Source organism: Maribacter cobaltidurans (genome assembly GCF_002269385.1).
Classification (GTDB): domain Bacteria; phylum Bacteroidota; class Bacteroidia; order Flavobacteriales; family Flavobacteriaceae; genus Maribacter; species Maribacter cobaltidurans.
In genome coordinates this window covers 3,293,588-3,311,479 of the sequence record NZ_CP022957.1, presented here as the reverse complement: position 1 = coordinate 3,311,479, position 17,892 = coordinate 3,293,588, and the positions used below count along the sequence as shown (strand labels likewise).

Annotated in this window: 20 protein-coding genes; 4 read left to right on the top strand and 16 right to left on the bottom strand. The window is 39.9% G+C overall.

Going from position 1 to position 17,892, the window contains the following annotated elements; genetic code table 11:
* Positions 1 to 50: 50 nt before the first annotated feature.
* From CJ263_RS14685 to CJ263_RS14675, 3 genes are all read left to right on the top strand, one after another.
* The gene (locus CJ263_RS14685; RefSeq protein ID WP_094999266.1) at positions 51 to 2,501 is read left to right on the top strand and encodes a M14 family metallopeptidase; all 2,451 of its coding nucleotides are present in this window, start codon (positions 51 to 53) and stop codon (positions 2,499 to 2,501) included.
* Positions 2,502 to 2,519: 18 nt separating this feature from the next.
* Positions 2,520 to 2,714, top strand: coding sequence for a DUF4177 domain-containing protein (locus tag CJ263_RS14680; RefSeq protein WP_094997969.1), 195 nt, complete (start codon positions 2,520 to 2,522; stop codon positions 2,712 to 2,714).
* Positions 2,715 to 2,914: 200 nt separating this feature from the next.
* On the top strand, positions 2,915 to 3,262 hold the full coding sequence (locus CJ263_RS14675) for a hypothetical protein (RefSeq protein ID WP_094997968.1): 348 nt from the start codon (positions 2,915 to 2,917) through the stop codon (positions 3,260 to 3,262).
* A gap of 10 nt (positions 3,263 to 3,272) precedes the next feature.
* Here CJ263_RS14675 and rimO read toward each other — a convergent pair whose 3' ends face one another.
* A complete protein-coding gene (gene rimO, locus CJ263_RS14670; RefSeq protein WP_094999265.1) occupies positions 3,273 to 4,574 on the bottom strand; it encodes a 30S ribosomal protein S12 methylthiotransferase RimO in 1,302 nt (433 codons plus the stop codon).
* A 139-nt stretch (positions 4,575 to 4,713) separates the two neighbouring features.
* Between rimO and CJ263_RS14665 the strand changes: the two genes are divergently transcribed.
* Positions 4,714 to 5,811 (top strand): serine hydrolase domain-containing protein, encoded by a 1,098-nt coding sequence (locus CJ263_RS14665; protein WP_229702423.1) that lies wholly within the window; start codon positions 4,714 to 4,716, stop codon positions 5,809 to 5,811.
* Positions 5,812 to 5,927: 116 nt separating this feature from the next.
* On the opposite strand, the gene CJ263_RS14660 is transcribed toward CJ263_RS14665, so the two are convergent.
* From CJ263_RS14660 to recR, 15 genes are all read right to left on the bottom strand, one after another.
* Entirely contained in the window at positions 5,928 to 6,611 is a 684-nt protein-coding gene (locus CJ263_RS14660; RefSeq protein WP_094997967.1) for a Rossmann-fold NAD(P)-binding domain-containing protein, read from the bottom strand.
* A 3-nt stretch (positions 6,612 to 6,614) separates the two neighbouring features.
* Positions 6,615 to 7,022, bottom strand: coding sequence for a hypothetical protein (locus tag CJ263_RS14655; RefSeq protein WP_094997966.1), 408 nt, complete (start codon positions 7,020 to 7,022; stop codon positions 6,615 to 6,617).
* 211 nt (positions 7,023 to 7,233) lie between these two features.
* A complete protein-coding gene (locus tag CJ263_RS14650; protein ID WP_094997965.1) occupies positions 7,234 to 7,872 on the bottom strand; it encodes a hypothetical protein in 639 nt (212 codons plus the stop codon).
* Positions 7,873 to 8,005: 133 nt separating this feature from the next.
* Complete coding sequence (locus CJ263_RS14645) at positions 8,006 to 9,679, bottom strand: amidase family protein (protein WP_094997964.1); 1,674 nt, start codon at positions 9,677 to 9,679, stop codon at positions 8,006 to 8,008.
* Positions 9,680 to 9,688: 9 nt separating this feature from the next.
* Positions 9,689 to 10,645 carry a signal recognition particle-docking protein FtsY gene (ftsY, locus tag CJ263_RS14640; protein ID WP_094997963.1) on the bottom strand — a complete coding sequence of 319 codons (957 nt, stop codon included), beginning with the start codon at positions 10,643 to 10,645 and terminating at the stop codon, positions 9,689 to 9,691.
* An 84-nt stretch (positions 10,646 to 10,729) separates the two neighbouring features.
* Positions 10,730 to 10,882, bottom strand: coding sequence for a DUF4295 domain-containing protein (locus tag CJ263_RS14635; protein ID WP_094997962.1), 153 nt, complete (start codon positions 10,880 to 10,882; stop codon positions 10,730 to 10,732).
* 8 nt (positions 10,883 to 10,890) lie between these two features.
* Positions 10,891 to 11,073, bottom strand: coding sequence for a 50S ribosomal protein L33 (gene rpmG / locus CJ263_RS14630; RefSeq protein WP_094997961.1), 183 nt, complete (start codon positions 11,071 to 11,073; stop codon positions 10,891 to 10,893).
* 19 nt (positions 11,074 to 11,092) lie between these two features.
* Positions 11,093 to 11,329 (bottom strand): 50S ribosomal protein L28, encoded by a 237-nt coding sequence (gene rpmB / locus CJ263_RS14625; RefSeq protein WP_094997960.1) that lies wholly within the window; start codon positions 11,327 to 11,329, stop codon positions 11,093 to 11,095.
* Positions 11,330 to 11,375: 46 nt separating this feature from the next.
* On the bottom strand, positions 11,376 to 12,650 hold the full coding sequence (locus CJ263_RS14620) for a competence/damage-inducible protein A (protein WP_094997959.1): 1,275 nt from the start codon (positions 12,648 to 12,650) through the stop codon (positions 11,376 to 11,378).
* Positions 12,650 to 12,988 (bottom strand): Hpt domain-containing protein, encoded by a 339-nt coding sequence (locus tag CJ263_RS14615; protein WP_094997958.1) that lies wholly within the window; start codon positions 12,986 to 12,988, stop codon positions 12,650 to 12,652. The genes CJ263_RS14620 and CJ263_RS14615 overlap by 1 nt, the downstream gene beginning before the upstream one ends.
* A complete protein-coding gene (locus CJ263_RS14610; RefSeq protein ID WP_094997957.1) occupies positions 12,988 to 13,599 on the bottom strand; it encodes a fumarylacetoacetate hydrolase family protein in 612 nt (203 codons plus the stop codon). The genes CJ263_RS14615 and CJ263_RS14610 overlap by 1 nt, the downstream gene beginning before the upstream one ends.
* 10 nt (positions 13,600 to 13,609) lie before the next feature.
* Positions 13,610 to 14,386 (bottom strand): 3'-5' exonuclease, encoded by a 777-nt coding sequence (locus tag CJ263_RS14605; protein ID WP_094997956.1) that lies wholly within the window; start codon positions 14,384 to 14,386, stop codon positions 13,610 to 13,612.
* Positions 14,387 to 14,461: 75 nt separating this feature from the next.
* Positions 14,462 to 15,730: a DUF481 domain-containing protein gene (locus tag CJ263_RS14600; protein ID WP_094997955.1), complete on the bottom strand. Its 1,269-nt coding sequence runs from the start codon at positions 15,728 to 15,730 to the stop codon at positions 14,462 to 14,464.
* Between the two features lie 96 nt (positions 15,731 to 15,826).
* Positions 15,827 to 17,179, bottom strand: a complete 1,353-nt coding sequence (locus CJ263_RS14595) for a dihydrolipoamide acetyltransferase family protein (protein WP_094997954.1) — start codon at positions 17,177 to 17,179, stop codon at positions 15,827 to 15,829.
* A 91-nt stretch (positions 17,180 to 17,270) separates the two neighbouring features.
* A complete protein-coding gene (gene recR, locus CJ263_RS14590; RefSeq protein ID WP_094997953.1) occupies positions 17,271 to 17,891 on the bottom strand; it encodes a recombination mediator RecR in 621 nt (206 codons plus the stop codon).
* Between the last annotated feature and the right edge of the window lies 1 nt (position 17,892).

Below are 17,892 nucleotides of genomic sequence, written 5' to 3'. Positions count from 1 at the left end.
TTATCAATAAATTGGTAGATTTGAGACGTACCATTCTTTTAAAATTTAATATGAAAAGACTTTTACCAATTCTCCTATTTACCCTTCCAACATTTTTACTGGCACAACTTAAATCACCATCCGAATTTTTAGGATATGAGCTGGGAACGCAATTTACCCGTCATCATCAAGTAGTGGATTACTACCAATACTTGGCCCAGGCGGAGCCAAATAGAATGAAGTTAATGGAATACGGGAAAACCAATGAACGTAGGCCATTGTTACTTGCGTATCTTTCCACAGAGGCCAACATGAACAACCTTGAGGAAATTAGGGCCGAACATCTTAAAAATGTGGATGGCAGTGGTTCTCCTTCCAAAGTGATCGTTTGGTTAAGTTATAATGTCCACGGGAACGAAAGTGTAAGTACCGAAGCTTCCATGCAGACCATTTATGACCTGCTGACCTCGAAAAAGGACTATTTGGAGAACACGGTAGTCATTATGGATCCCTGTATAAACCCAGATGGTAGGGACCGTTATGTAAATTGGTACAATCAATATAAAAACACCCCTTTTAATGTAGATCCCAATAGCAAGGAGCACCATGAAGGCTGGTGGAGCGGAAGAAGCAACCATTATATGTTCGATCTTAACCGCGACTGGGCCTGGCTTACCCAAGTGGAAAGTCAGCAACGACTAAAACAGTTCAACAAATGGTTGCCTCATGTACACGTTGATTTTCATGAGCAAGGAGTGGACAATCCCTATTATTTTGCCCCAGCGGCAGAACCATTTCACGAGGTAATTACCGATTTTCAAAGGGAGTTTCAGGAAACTGTCGGTAAAAATCACGCTAAGTATTTTGATGCCAACGGATGGTTCTATTTTACCAAAGAGGTATTTGATTTGCTATATCCAAGTTACGGGGACACCTATCCCACCTATAATGGAGGTATAGGAATGACCTACGAGCAAGGAGGTAGCGGCAGGGCCGGATTGGGTATAATTACAAGCATTGGTGACACATTAACTTTAAAAGACCGTATTGCCCATCACTACACTACAGGAATTTCTACCGTGGAAGTGGCTAGCAAAAATGTAGATCGATTAAACTCGGAATTCAAAAAGTTTTACCAGCAGAAAAATTTCAAACAGCAAAGCTATATCCTAAATGGAAATGCGGATAAGCTAGAAGCTTTGGCCAATCTGTTGGATAAACATGAAATTGAGTATGGAACGGGAAGCAATACCAGTTATAAGGGTTTTAGATATGATACTTCCAAATCCGGTACTTTAAGAGGTACCGATAAAAGTCTTGTAGTTTCCACGGACCAGAAAAAGGGAACTTTGGTAAAGGTTTTGTTTGAACCTAATGCAAAGTTGAGCGATTCGGTTACCTATGATATTACCGCTTGGTCATTGCCCTACGCCTATGGACTTGATGCCGTGGCTACGGATGGTACCGTCCAACAAAATACATATCAAGCCACCAATGAAACTTATGGTGTAACCTCTCCAGACAGCTACGCTTATTTGACAGATTGGAACAGTATAAAAGATGCTAAATTCCTGGCCGAGCTCTTAAAACATAAAATTAGGGTACGATACGCGCAGAAACCATTTAAGGCCGATGGAATAAATTATAAAAGAGGAAGCCTTATTATTATTGGGGCCGACAATAAACATATTGACGGATTCAGTACGATACTGGATGAGGCATCCAAGAAATTCTCAAAAAGCCTGACACCCACTTCAACGGGATTTGTTGAAAGCGGAAAGGATTTTGGTTCCAGTTCAGTGGAAGTACTACAGGAACTTAAAATAGCCGTGCTATCCGGGGAACCTACATCCACCCTAAGGTTCGGGGAAATTTGGCATTTCTTTGAACAACAATTGAATTATCCCATTACCGTCCTGGACGAAAGCTATTTTGGCAGGGTAAATCTCTCCGAATACGATATACTTATTTTACCCGATGGATGGGGATATCGCAGTTTCCTTAGCGAAAAAGTAACGGATAAAATTAAAGACTGGGTAAGCCAAGGTGGAAAATTGATTGCCATGGGAGGGGCCATAGACGGACTCGCCAAACAAAAAGGATTCGGTATTAAGGAAAAGGAACAAAAAAAGGATACTACCGTAAACCTTCAGGCTTTTGACGCTTCGGAAAGGGATTACATAAAGTCTGCCATTACGGGGGCAATTTTTAAAACTACGGTCGATTCCACAAACCCTTTGGCTTATGGTTATGAGGATTCTTATTTCACCTTGAAATTAGGAGACCGTTCCTACAACTATTTGGATGGTGGTAATGCCGTTTATCTCGCAGAAGGTCAAAACATTCCCGTTTCCGGGTTTGCCGGAAGCGAAGCCAAGAAGAAAATTTCGGAGACACTTATTTTCGGAACGGAAAGGATGGGTAGGGGCCAGGTAATTTATATGATAGACAATCCGCTTTTTAGAGGTTTTTGGGAGAACGGCAAATTATTTTTTGCCAATGCATTGTTTATGGTGAATTAGTCTAAAATCAAAACCAATATGGCGGAATATAAGGTTGAGACCCTAATTTATTATAGTAAGCTGACTCTGGACACGAAACACATCGTAAAGTCCTCCCAAAAGGAGATTCAGGAAAAATTGGATGAGCACGCCAAGGAGGGCTGGAAACTCGCTTCCACGGATGCGGTTAGTTTTGGAGCCGCCATTTATATTTATCTCTATTTTGAAAAGTGATATCTGTTTATCCATAATCGATTAACGCACGGTCTCCTCGAGCGCAGTCGAGAGGTATTTTAACCTATTAAATTACTAATATTAAGGTCTCGACTGCGCTCGACCTGACAAAGTAACTTACTTTCGACAGGTAAGGAATATCTGAATTAATGATACACACCTATTTCACTTGACATGAAAAGCATTTCTTAACTATTAGGATGGAAACTGAGAAAATTTTATTAAGGGATAAACCTAAATTAGAAATTACATTAGAAGAGAACGAGTTTGAAATATTTAATGAAGAAAAGCAGTTTAAAAACGTCATTTTTTACGAAAATATTAATTCAATTGAATTAATTGAAAAGAAAACAAACTGGTTTGTTACTTCTCTAAGTTTTATTGTGGGTTTTTTGTTTGAAAGTGTATCAGGTGACTTATACAAAGACAGCAACAAACTGATTTTAAATCATGCAAATGATAGAATTGAGGTTTCGTTAAAACATTGCGACTATGAAAAAACGAAACTGCTAGTTGCCAAAATCAAATCGAAAATCTACAATAAATAGCATTTCAACTTTAAACCGGCTCCCCATAAAGGTCAAAATCTGCCGCTTCGGTAATTTTGATAGTTACAAACTCGCCCTGTTTTAGATAATGTTTGGTAGCATCCACCAACACCTCATTATCCACATCCGGGGAATCGAACTCCGTTCTCCCCACAAAGTAATTGCCTTCCTTACGATCAATGATACATTTGAAGGTTTCACCAACTTTCTGCTGATTCAGTTCCCAAGAAATTTGGGACTGTATCTCCATGATTTCATTGGCACGCACCTGTTTTATTTCTTCTGGAACATCATCAACCAAATTGTAGGCATGTGTATTTTCTTCGTGGCTATAGGTAAAACAACCTAAGCGTTCGAACCTCATCTCCTCCACCCAAGATTTTAAGGTTTCAAAATCTTCCTCGGTTTCGCCAGGATACCCCACAATTAAGGTGGTTCTAATGGTCATACCCGGAACCGCTTTCCTAAAATCCTGAAGTAATTGAGTCGTCTTTTCCTTTGTGGTACCCCTGCGCATACTCTTTAAAATACTATCGGAAATATGTTGTAAGGGAATATCCAGATAATTACAGACCTTGGATTCATCACGCATAACATCCAGAACATCCATAGGGAAGCCTGTTGGGAATGCATAATGTAAGCGAATCCATTCTATTCCATCAACCTGTACCAAGGCCCTTAAAAGTTCGGCAAGGTTTCTTTTTTTATATAAATCTAGGCCGTAATAAGTAAGGTCTTGGGCTATCAGAATAAGTTCTTTGACCCCTTTTGCCGCTAATTTTTCAGCTTCCGCAACCAACTGTTCTATGGGCGTGCTTTTGTGTTTGCCACGCATTAAAGGGATGGCACAAAAGGAACACGGACGGTCACAGCCTTCCGCAATCTTTAAATAGGCATAATTTTTAGGGGTTGTTGTCAATCGCTCCCCGATAAGCTCATGCTTATAGTCCGCACCTAATGCTTTTAATAAATTAGGAAGTTCACTGGTACCAAAGTACTCGTCCACATTCGGGATTTCCTTTTGTAAATCGGGCTTATAGCGCTCGCTTAAACAACCAGTAACAAAAACTTTATCTACAACACCGTCCTCCTTCTTTTGAACATACTCCAAAATCGTATTTACGCTTTCCTCTTTGGCGTTGGCTATAAACCCACAGGTATTGATGACCACTACATTACCCTCTTCTTCATGTACAACCTCCTTGTCGTTGGCACGCAACTGTCCCATAAGCACCTCGGAATCGTACACATTTTTGCTACAACCCAAGGTAACCACATTGATCTTATTCTTTTTGAGCGTTTTTGTGCGCATAGCATACCCTTCTTTATCGTTCTCTATTAGGCGGGTGCAAAAGTACAATTTGAGAAATGAAAAATTCCCTATAACAGACTATTTCTTTGGTTTTTACGTTAAACCTTTGATAAAAAAACAGGTCCTACCTATTAAAAAAATGATGAATCGATTTTTGTATTTATCCATTTTATCTACAGTGTTATTCTATGGGTGTTCCACAGACCAGATCAACCAGGAAGAAGAAATTCTAGATACCACTGAATCTGAGTCCCTGTATTTTCCCCCTCTAAATTCCGACACCTGGGAAACAATTGCACCTTCTGAATTGAATTGGAACGAAGAAGCCATCCCTGAACTATATACCCTGTTGGATGATAAAGGAACCAAAGCTTTTATCATCCTAAAAGATGGTAAAATTGTCATGGAATGGTATGCTACAGATTTTGATAAGGACTCTGCATGGTATTGGGCATCCGCTGGAAAAACATTGACCTCCTTTGTTACGGGTATCGCTATTGAAGAGGGTTATTTGGAATTGAACGACCCAACTTCAGAATACTTAGGGGCAGGCTGGACCTCGCTACCTACGGAAAAAGAAAATTTGATTAACGTTTGGAATCAATTGACCATGACCACAGGTTTGGATGATACCAAAGGAGATTGTAAAACCCCGGATTGCCTAACGTATATCGCCAATGCAGGAACTCGTTGGGGATATCACAATGCCCCTTACACTTTAATTCAAGATGTTATCACGAATGCGACCGGTGAGGATTTTGAACTTTATTTTGCCAATACGCTTAAGGATAAAATTGGTATGAGCGGTACCTGGCTCTCCAGTAATGGAGACAATAATGTGTATTGGAGCACCGCAAGAAGCATGGCCCGTTTTGGACTTTTAAACTTGAATAATGGTATTTGGGAAGACACCGTAATATTGGGTAATGAGGAATTTCTTTCCGATATGAAGAATACCTCTCAAGATCTGAACAAATCCTACGGTTACCTCTGGTGGCTGAACGGAAAGGAAAGTGCTATGGTACCGCAGTCCCAGATTGTATTTCCTACACAATTGATACCCAATGCACCTTCTGACCTGTATGCCGGTTTAGGCAAGAATGACCAAAAATTGTATGTGATTCCCAGTGAGAATATGGTAGTCGTTCGTATGGGTCAAGATACCGGAGACGCTGCCTTGGGGCCCTCTAGTTTTGATAATGAGCTTTGGTCCTATTTGAATGCAATTATAGATTAACTAAAAGATAGTCTAAGGCAAAAGAAAGTAGTATTTAACTTTAGGGAACTGGATTAGGCCATTTCATAGGCTACATTGTTAGCCACTGGGTTTTATTGTTAAGATTTACTTTCCATTTAATTTTTTGTCCATTTATGTTCACTTTGCTCTTTCAGAAAATGAATAAGGTCTTTATTCTCCAGTATTTTTTTATCCGTCCCATTAATTCCTATTTCATACATTGCCTTAGCGAGTTCCGTTGATTTAATGCTAAAGTTACTTCCTAAAAGCCTTAGCATAGGATAAAGAGTTCGCAGAATGCTATACATAAAATTTGGTTCTTTTCGTGGTTCTACAGGATAAATGTATCCCGGACGAAAGGCATAAAATTCCAAGCCCAATGTATCAATTTGATTCTCAGCCATTCCTTTATAAAGCGCAAATGAAGTCTTGCTTTTTTCGGTTCGGTCGGCTCCCGCTCCACTGAGAAGACAAAGTTTTGCATCCGGGCTATTGGCTTTTAGTATTTTGGCAAAACTTACAGCATAGTCTACCGTAATTTCCTTGAATAGCTTATCAGAAACACTACCGGTGTAAACCCCAATACAGAAAAAGGCACTATCTATGTTCTTGAACAAATCCCAATGGTTGGCATACTCTGTAAAATTTTCAATAAGTACCTCTTTTAACTTAGGGTGTGAATTGTTCGATTTATTGCGAACTAAAGATATGACCTTATTAATTTTTGAAGAGGACAGGCAATGGTCTAGGACGATATTCCCAACCATACCTGAAGCTCCTGCAATCAGTACATTTTTCATAATCTAAACCCTGTGTTTAAAATGCGATTTTGAAAAGGATGAAAACAATAAAAATGCTGAAAGTAAAACATACAAAACAATTTCACTACTGTATGCAGTATAACTCCATTGTTGGGACATAAAGTCGAAGGTTTGTATGGTGCACAATACAGCCAGGTTGGAAAAAAGCATTACCATAACAAGGGGTGTCCATTTCCATTTTAGGAAATACCCTAAAACAAACGTGCCTCCTGTAAGCGTTATCAACAACCAATGCACGAATTGCACAGCCTCTGGGTATGCAGAATTCTGTAAGTGTATAAAAGGCGTAATGCCGGAGAAATATTCAAAAAAACCCGCCACTCCCCAAACTAACATTCCCATTGTCCATAGGAGCAACACAACCATTACTACTTTTGATGCTATTTTCATTTTGTTTAGGTTTAGACTTTTTTTAATTCTGCCATACTTATTTACCTCGTACCGAACGGTCTCTTAAAACCGTCAGTTACGGGTTAATATGTATTAATTTTTCGGTTTAGCACAGACGTTAGCAATTCTGAGTGGATTCAGTTTACCCTGAGTGAAGTCGCAGGGTAGTCGAATCCCCGTAATTGCGGTTGTACATGGTTGGCAAACATTTTCATTTATTCATTCCATTCTTCAAATAGAAATATCCAATTGCTAATGGTAAAAGAAAAAATGCTGCGCCGATTACCTTCATTGAAATTCCGAGTGCGTAACCGACTATAAACAGAAGGATAATAAACGCTAAAAGGCTAAATCCGAATACTTTCAAGATTTTACCATTATTATTTAGTGTTTCAACTAAAAAAGCCACAACATATAAGAGAAGTCCATAACGCCCAAATTGATACAGATATCCAATTCCATCCCTTATCGTTTCAAATATGGCTGGTTCAGAATTATACATTTCCAAGGCTTGATAATAAGTTCCAAGAGTAAGTCCAAAAGCAACTAACATCATAAGACTACACACTACAAGAATTGACCATATTATTCGCATTATGATATTGGCCTTATTTAATAATAGAAAATAACCCGTTATGAAGATAAAATGACTGAGCATTTGCCAGGTCCAAATAAGCTCTAGGTTTTCCCAGTTTCTTAAGATAAATTCATTCGTTTCTTTATCCGTTCTAGAAGTACCAATCCAACCAATACTATATTCAAAATAAATGGTAATCAAAAGAATAAGCGAACCTAAAATTAGGAACAATCCTCCAATACTATTCTCATTTATTAATTTGGATTTAGTCATTTATCAATGTTTGCCAACTTGTTTATATAGCCACAAAATACATCTATATACCTCCAATTTAGGAATAAATCGGGTGTAATGATTATTGCTTATGTAAAGTCCAAAATACCAAATTCCCTTTTTGGATTCGGGTCTATTGATATCCTTTGGGCATTTTCCTTTTAGGAAATGCGTCTTCAAAAGCTTTTCCCATTCTTAGCAAATGCGCCTCTGAGAAGGGCTTGCCAATAAAGGTGAGGCTTATGGGTTCCCCACTCGCTTTATACCCCATAGGAACGGTCAAGGCCGGATATTTGGCTACGGCGGCATATCCTGCATGATAATTATTGATGGACAGCACGGCATCCAAATCATGTGCATCCATGGCCGTATCAAAAAAGGTGCGTCCGTTCCCCTCTAAATTGGCTTTTATTTCTTCCAGGCCTTCGGCGGTAGTACTATCAGCCGAAATACCTTCAAAAAGGGCCTGGCCGTAGGGAATACGGACCAGCGAATCGGCATTATTGAAATCGACAGCATCGGCAATGGAAGTAATTGTTACCGAGTCCGGATTTGAATACGCCTTTAAGTATGCGGGCAAGTCATTACGCATATCAATGTTCAGGATACTTAAAAATCCTTCCATTTTAACTTCTGGAGGCATAAATTCAATGATTTCCACTCCAGCCTGCTTTAATTCCTCAACCGTTTCCCTATATAGGCTATCTCTCTCCATAAGCGAGGTCATAGCACCCAATCTCATTGTTTTTAATGGTTCCCGGTTTAAACCTGCCGATAAAATCCCGAGATATTCCTCCTTTACGGATTTAGAATCGGCTGCATCATAGCCCATCATGGCCGAAAGCAATATCGCATTATCCACCACATTTTTGGTCATAGGTCCCGGCGTATCCAAGGTACTTGAAATCGGTACAATTCCAGACCGACTCAAAAGCCCGATGGTCGGTTTTAATCCCACCACGGAATTCTGACTACTGGGAGACAATATAGAACCTGAGGTTTCCGTACCCACTGCCGCCACGGCATAGTTCGCAGCTACCGAAGTCCCACTACCGGAGCTAGATCCTCCGGTCTCAAAAATCCTTCTTCCATAAGGATTCAAGGTTTGACCTCCCACAGCGCTATACCCCACAGGGCAACCACTACATAAAAAATAGGCCCACTCACTAAGATTCACTTTTCCTAAAATCAAGGCACCGTTTTCCTTCAAGCGCTCAACAATAAAAGAATCATCTACTTCATTGTTCATCAGGGCAATACTACCTGCCGTGGTTTTCATACCGGCCGTATTGATATTGTCCTTTAATAGTATCGGCATACCAAAAATGGGGTGACGGACATCCGCCAATCTACCTTCCCGCTTCTGTTCGTCCAGTTTTCTCGCAGCTGCCACGACCTCTTCATTTAAGGCGATTACCGTATTTAAGGTAGTTTCGTTGTCAAGTTCGTACTTGTAAATCCGATGTAGGTAAAATAACACCAGTTGCTCGTAGGTCAGCTTGTCTTGCTCAATACTGTTACCTATTGAAAAGATATCCTGCTCTAGAATCAAAGGTTTTAAGGATTCATATTCTTCTTCCTTCATTTTTACCACCTCATCATACAATGGAAGAAAAACCGCATTTTTATCCAACACCTTGGATTGGATAAGTTTGTAGCGCATCCTGCTAATTTCGTGATCGGCATTGGCGGCTACTTCAGCAGAATCGTTATAAGGCTCCCATAAGACAACGCTCTCTTGTTTCGTATCTTCTTGTTTACAAGAAAACAAAAATAGTATGAGCAATAATGGCAGGACGCTCCTCATGATATCTTTTTAAATCCTAAAAAATGAGTCAACAAATTCATACTTATTGAATACCTGAAGGTCCTCTATACCTTCCCCTACCCCAATATACTTAACCGGAATTTGAAATTGGTCGGATATACCGATTACAACACCTCCTTTAGCGGTACCGTCCAATTTGGTAACGGCCAACGAAGTTACTTCGGTGGCCTTTGTAAACTGTTTTGCCTGTTCAAAAGCATTTTGACCTGTAGATCCGTCCAGCACCAATAATACTTCGTGAGGGGTATCTTCCACCACTTTTTGCATGACCCTTTTTACCTTGCTCAACTCGTTCATAAGGTTCACTTTATTATGTAGTCTACCAGCGGTATCAATGATGACCACATCGGCATCCTGTTTTATCGCGGAGCTAAGTGTATCAAAGGCAACAGAAGCTGGATCACTACCCATTTGTTGCTTCACAATGGGTACATCTACCCTATCCGCCCAAACCTGCAATTGGTCTATGGCTGCGGCTCGAAAGGTATCGGCTGCACCTAATATTACCTTATAACCTTGTTTTTTAAGTTGATAGGCCAATTTACCTATAGTAGTGGTCTTACCTACACCATTTACGCCCACCACCATTATTACATAGGGTTTCTTATCCGATGGTATATGAACCTCAGATTCCTCACCGGTATGGGTCTCAGACAACAATCCGGCTATTTCCTCCCTTAAGATGGTGTTCAACTCGTCGGTACCCATATATTTGTCCTTGGCTACCCGCGCCTCAATACGTTCTATAATCTTTAGGGTAGTATCAACACCCACATCCGAAGTCACCAAAACCTCCTCCAAATTATCCAAAACATCATCGTCAACTTTGGATTTACCTGCAACAGCCTTGCCCAACTTGGAAAAGAAACTGGTTTTCGTCTTTTCCAGACCCTTATCCAAGGTTTCCTTTTTTTCCGAAGAAAATATCTTTTTAAATAAGCTCATCTTATAAACTAATGTTACTCAAATATAAAAATTAAAAAGCCCCTTTCGTAGGAAAGGGGCTCAATTAAACTTATATAAGATTTATTATTTTTTGTCTAACCACTCATTGACCACTTCAGGGGCCATAACAGATTCTACAAAAATATAGGCACCTGATTTTGGTGATTTAACCATCTTAATGGCTTTCGTCAATCTTTTGGAACTTGATTGTAAACTTGCTACCGTCTTCTTTGCCATGACCTACTTTATTTAATTTCTTTATGAACTGTCATTCTCTTCAAGATAGGATTGAATTTTTTAATCTCTAATCTCTCTGGAGTATTTTTCTTATTCTTGGTAGTAATATATCTGGAAGTTCCAGGTTTCCCGGACTCCTTGTGCTCAGTACACTCTAATATTACTTGTATTCTATTCCCTTTTTTTGCCATTGTACTCTATAATTATAGGTTACTTTACCAACCCATTTGCTTTTGCATCCTTCAATACGGCAGAGATACCCTTCTTATTGATCAACTTTAAAGCTCTAGTAGAAACTTTCAAGGTTACCCAACGGTCTTCCTCTGGAATGTAAAATCTTTTTTTGGAAAGGTTTACATCAAATCTTCTTTTTGTCTTGTTGATGGAGAAGGAAACATTATTACCGACCATCGCCTTCTTTCCCGTAATTTCACAAACTTTTGACATTGTGCCGAATTTTTTCTTTTAAACAGGGTGCAAATTTATATCATTTTTATCTTTCGGCCAACATTCCACCCCACATTTTTAAAATTTCTTTCTGAAGCAACTCAAATGCCTTATTTACAGACTTTTGAACGATTCTTTCACGTTGGCTTCCCATGCTGAATTTAAGCGCGAAAACGTCGGTTGGGGAGGCAATGGCTATATATACCGTTCCAACATCTGCATCGGAATCACCTTTTGCAGGTCCCGCGTTGCCCGTAGTGGCAATGGCAAAATCCGTATCCAATAATTTCTTTACACCACTGGCCATGGCCATGGCCACCTGCTCACTCACCACAGAGTATGTGTCCACCAATTCTTGGGACACCCCCAAAACTTTGACTTTAATCTCCGTGGCATAACTGACCACACTACCCTTAAAATATGCCGAAGCTCCCGGAATAGCCGTAATCTGACTTGCAATATTTCCGCCTGTAAAACTTTCTGCCGTTGCTAAGGTCAGCCCCTTGTTTGTCAACAATTTGGCTATGGCCTCTTCTATTACCTCATCATCCTCGGTACCATGGATTATATCCCCAATTAAAGGATATAGTTTTTGTGAAGCTTCCTCTATGGCATTGGAAAGTATTTGATAATCCTTTCCCTTAGCGGTCAATCGTAGCCTAACCTTACCCAAACTTGGCAAATAAGCCAGTTTAATACAACCGGGCAAATTATTTTCCCAGTCTTCTATCTTTTGGGCGATAGCGCTCTCGCCCATGCCATAGGTATTAATGGTCCTATGGATGATGTGCGGACGTTCGTAAAAGTTTACCAACTCTGGAATCACAACTTCCTTAATGAGATGCTTCATCTCAAAAGGAACACCCGGCAACGAAACAAATGTGGTTCCATCTTCATAAAACCACATCCCTGGAGCCGTGCCGTTATTGTTGTGAAGTACTCTTGCCTTACTTGGAACCCAGGCCTGTTTTCTGTTTAAATCGGAAATTGGGGTGCCGGAAATATATTTTGCGAAAAGATTTTCAACATGCCTTAGCACTTCCTTATTCTCAACAAGTTCATCATTGAAAAATTCGCAAAAAGTATGTTTTGTAATATCATCCTTTGTGGGACCAAGACCACCGGTAACGATAACAATATCAGCGTGGGCCTTGCCTTCCTCCAAGGCTTTTAGAATATGTTCACGCTCGTCCTGTACCGAAGTTATCTGATATACGGAAATACCGATTTTATTGAGTTCCTTGGCAATAAAAGCGGAATTGGTGTCAATAATTTGGCCTATGAGAATCTCATCGCCAATCGTAATTATATCGGCGAACATTACAGCTGAAAGTCAGTTTTAAGCTCCCCAATGACTTGATGGATATCGGTTTTTAAGATAGGGAAGGTTTTTTCTATATCTTCCCAACTAGCATTCTGTTTGCCCATGGTCTCTACTTCCAATGCGGCTGCCCTAGTCTGCTCCATGCCCAATAAATCCACGTTGGGCTTTATTTTATGGGCCAGCTGATAGGTTTTCTCATAATCCCTTTCTTTGATGGCCTCCTCCAAACCCTTCAAATCGTCTGGAACTTCTTCCAAAAACACAGAAATGACGGATAGTATAAAATCCTGATCACCATCTGCCATCTCATTAATCTTGTCTAAACTATATATCATTACTTTATTTTGACGTTAAAGAGTTCCGTACCTTCCAAACTCCCGGTAAGGTAGTCATTTGCGCTAACTTTGCCAACTCCGGCGGGCGTTCCGGTGAAAATGACATCTCCTTTTTTGAGCATAAAGTAGGTGGAAACGTATGCTATTATTTCGTCTATCTTCCACAACATTAGCGAGGTGTTTCCCTTTTGTACAACCTCACCATTTTTCATTAGCTTAAAATTGAGATTGTTAAGGTCCTTAAAATGGGTCTTGGGCATCCATTGTCCAATGACTGCAGCTCCATCAAAACCCTTTGCTTTTTCCCATGGCAATCCCTTTTCCTTCAATTTTGACTGTAAATCCCTTGCAGTAAAATCGATACCCAAACCAATATCGTCATAATAGGTTCCGGCAAATTCTTCCTTGATATGTTTTCCAACTCGCTTGATTTTCACCAACACCTCAACTTCATAGTGTACATCTTTAGAAAATTCAGGGATATAAAAATCTTGTTCCTTGGGCAGCACCGCGGAATCCGGCTTAATAAAAATAACAGGCTCCGTGGGCTTTTCATTGTTTAACTCCTCGATATGCTCCGTGTAATTCCTACCGATACAGATTATTTTCATATCTCTTTTACTAACTAAGCTTGTTATTGAGTTTACTCAACTTTATTTGAGTCAATATTTTTTTGGTATACAGAGGAAAATCGGCATTTAATATCCAGCCGAAATATCCAGGTTCCTTTTCCAATACATCGTGAACCTTTTTGCCCTTGTGCTTCCCAAAGGAAAAAACCTCCTCACCTTCCTCATCCAAAGCTATGAAACCTGCAAAGTCCACAAATTGTTTTCTTTTGGAAAACTCCGATAACTTTTTAATGTTATTTTCCAAATCTGGGTATCTTTCCAATTGAGATAGCAGTACTTCATAGGTTGCAGTAGTATCCGCCTCTGCACTATGGGCATCCGTTAATTCCTTATCACAATAAAATTTATAGGCGGCTTCCAAAGTTCTTTTCTCCTTTTTATGGAATATGGTCTGAACATCGACAGATACTGTATTCTTCATATCAAAATCTATATCTGAGCGCAAGAGCTCCTCTGCCAATAAGGGTATGTCGAACCTATCGGAGTTAAACCCTCCCAAATCACTATCCTTGATCATCTTGTAGATTTCCTTGGACAACTCCTTAAAGGTTGGCTCGTTGGCAACCTTTTCATTGGAAATACCATGAATGGCCACAACTTCCTGCGGAATCTCCATTTCTGGATTCACCAACCACGTCTTACTTTCTTTGTTTCCATTTGGAAAAACCTTTAATATGGAAATTTCAACAATGCGATCCTTGGCCACATTGGTACCAGTGGTTTCCAAGTCAAAAAAACAGATAGGTCTGGTAAGTTTAAGGTCCATGAATTAGATTTTAATGCAAAGATATGTTTTAACGTTGAAGGCGAAGGAATCAAGGTAAGAGACTTTAATAACAAATCACAGCCTTGTGTTGATAATATTATTGAATGCGGAACCAAAAGTATAGCTAAGCCCGATATTAAAACCGGTTTCAAAATCCGTAGCGATTTGCTTTTGTTGCAAGAGGACATCCTCAATGGAAGCATCTCCGGCAGGTAGATTAATTTGATCTCGAATAAGCTCAAACCTTCCCGAAAACCTCACGGATAACCCCTTTAGCAAACGAACCGATAAATTACCGTTAAATTGAATTCTGTTTTTACTGAAATCATTTAAAAACGTGGAGCCCCTCAATCGCGTATAAACACTGCCCCAAGGTTGCCTGTAGCGTACCTGAAAATCTAGGGAATGATTGAAAATACCCTCTCGTAACTTATCAAGAATGGTCGTTTCTATGTAATCATTATGGAAGTAACCTATTTTATATGCCAAGGTGATTTCCCTTCGAAGTACTTCCCGGTAGGGAAATATATTGTATTCCAAAGCAGGAGTAAAGTAATATCTAAAATCTAGATTTGTAAACGTGTCGTGTCTTGCACCTCCAAAAACACCGGTTGACCAGTGATCGGACAAACTCCTTACAATACTACCATCAACAGAATACCTAAACCTTTCACTGGTAAAGGTTTCCTCATCTTGTACATATTCACTATTGGCCTGGCTAACACGAACATCTGTTCTAATTCGCCAATTTTCCGTTACATGATCACTTTCAAAACCAAGCGTATAACTAAAGTTTTTTCTGCTGGATTCCTTATCCAATCTGGCTTCTCCAAAAACCTCAAAAATCCAATTGTTCCAAGGGTCTGTGTAATCAATTTCCTGTACGTCACCTGTACCGTCCCTATTGACGGTGTACGTGATATTGTCTGCCAATCCAGAATAAATTACATATTTTAGAAGTCCGGATTGAACCTTTTTCAACAATCCCTTTCTAACCTCATCACTCGTCATGTTGGCCGTGGTGTCATAAGTAAGTTCTCCATTAATATCCTTGTAATAACCTACGCCCTGAAAATTTAACGTATACTTTCGTCCACCGCTACCATTGGAAATATCATAAATGAATAATTTGATATTGGCTTGTGCCTGGTCCCTTACATGACCAACATATTGTATTTCCTGTCTCAGAAAATTTTTGTCACAATTACAATCGATAAAGAGCCTCATTTGGGTTTCCTCTTCTTGCTCACCTTGGGAGATAGCCATAAAAGGAATCAAAAAAATGAATAGAAAGGTAAATTTTTCAAACTGATGTTTGAAGAACACGGGGGTTGATTTTAACATTTTTTGGTTTGGTAGGCCTCAAATTTAAAATCAAAAAAAGAAATAGAATGTTAGAATTCTGTTAATCCGAGATAAATTCACTGACCAAAACGAATACTATATTTCCCTATCCGGGTCCCAGGCTTCCAAATAATCTGCCACGGACTTGGCAAACATACTCCCCAAAGCCCCGTTGACCACCCGGTGATCATAACTATGGGACAAATACATTTTACTGCGTACCCCAATGAAATCCCCTTCCTCCGTTTCTATTACGGAAGGAATTTTCCGTATGGCCCCCAATGCCATAATACCAACTTGCGGCTGATTGATTATGGGAGTTCCAAAAACACTTCCAAAAGTACCAACATTGGTTACGGTGTACGTACCATCCTTCACCTCATCTGGTTTTAACTGGTTGTTTCTGGAACGCTCGGCAAGGTCATTCACCACTTTGGCCATACCGACTAAATTAAGTTGGTCCGCATTTTTGATGACGGGCACGATTAAATTACCATCCGAAAGGGCAGCAGCCATACCAATATTTATATTTTTTTTCTTGATAACGTTATCACCGTCCACAGAAATATTCATCATTGGATACTTCTTTAAGGCCTTGGCAACGGCCTCCATGAAGATAGGTGTGAAGGTCAATTTTTCACCCTCTTGCTTTTCAAAGGCAGCTTTCACCTTGTTTCGCCAATTGACAATATTGGTTACATCTACCTCGATGAAACTTTGGACATGGGCTGAAGTGGAAACGCTATCCGCCATGTGCTTGGCAATCAGCTTGCCCATTCTGGACATAGGGATTACCTCGTCACCGGCTCCAACCTTCACTTTCATTTCTTCCTTTTGCCCTGTATTTAAAGGTTCTGCATCTTGTTTTTTATCTGGAGTAGGTTGCGGTGCCATTCTTTCGGTTGACTTACTTTCTACCTTCTCAACTGAGCCATTACTTCTCCCTTCAATATAATCAAGTATATCGTTTTTGGTTACCCTGCCCTCCTTACCGGTTCCAGAAATTGATTCGAGCTCTTCAAAGGAAACACCTTCTTCTTTGGCTATATTCTTGACCAAAGGAGAATAAAACCTTTCGGAAGCAGAATAATCGGGAGTAGGGCTACTAATTGCTTCCTTGGCCTGAACAACGGCATGCTCTGCCACGGCCGCCATTTCTTTTTCCATGCTATCCTGCTCTTCCGCTTCGTCAGAGACCTCACCTGCACCCTCTATTTCTATAACGGCGACGACTTGGCCTACTTTTACTATATCATCAACATCGAACCTCTTTTCCACTAAAACGCCATCGACCTCGCTGGGAACCTCACTATCCACTTTATCCGTAGCAATCTCAAAAATTGGTTCATCCATTTCAATGGTGTCGCCCACCTCCTTTAACCAGGAAGTCAATGTCGCCTCGGCGACACTTTCACCCATTCTTGGTAATTTTAATTCGAATTTTGACATATCGGTAATCTAACGTCTATTTTAAATAATATTTTTGCAAAAATAACAAAATCAAAAGCCTTTCATTGCAAATACCCAAATTTAAACTATTCTAATGGGTATTAAAGGTACCCTCAAAAGGAACCCTGTTGAGAATACTGCGCCCCAAAGTTACCTCATCTGCATATTCCAGTTCGTCACCAACGGCTATACCTCTGGCAATAGTGGATGTACGAACCTCCATTCCTTCTATTTGTTTAAAAATATAAAAATTGGTCGTGTCTCCTTCCATGGTAGAACTCAAGGCCAATATCAATTCCTTAACCTCTCCCTGTCTTATTTTGTTCACAAGCGATGCTATGGTCAGGTCTTGTGGGCCCATACCTTCGATCGGTGAAATTTTACCTCCCAAAACATGATAAAGCCCTCGATACTGCCCCGTATTTTCTATGGCCATAACATCCCTAATATCTTCAACCACACATACCAAGGAGCTATCCCTTTTGGGATTCGTACAGATTTCACAAAATTCAGTATCGGAAATATTATGGCATTTTTTACAAAACTGGACAGCACCCCTTAATTGCAAGAGCGCATGGGACAACTCCTCCGTTTGTCTCTCAGGCTGCTTTAACATATGCAAAACCAAGCGCAGTGCCGTACGTTTTCCTATACCTGGTAATTGGGACATTTCGTTTACGGCATTTTCCAATAATTTTGAAGAAAAATCCATT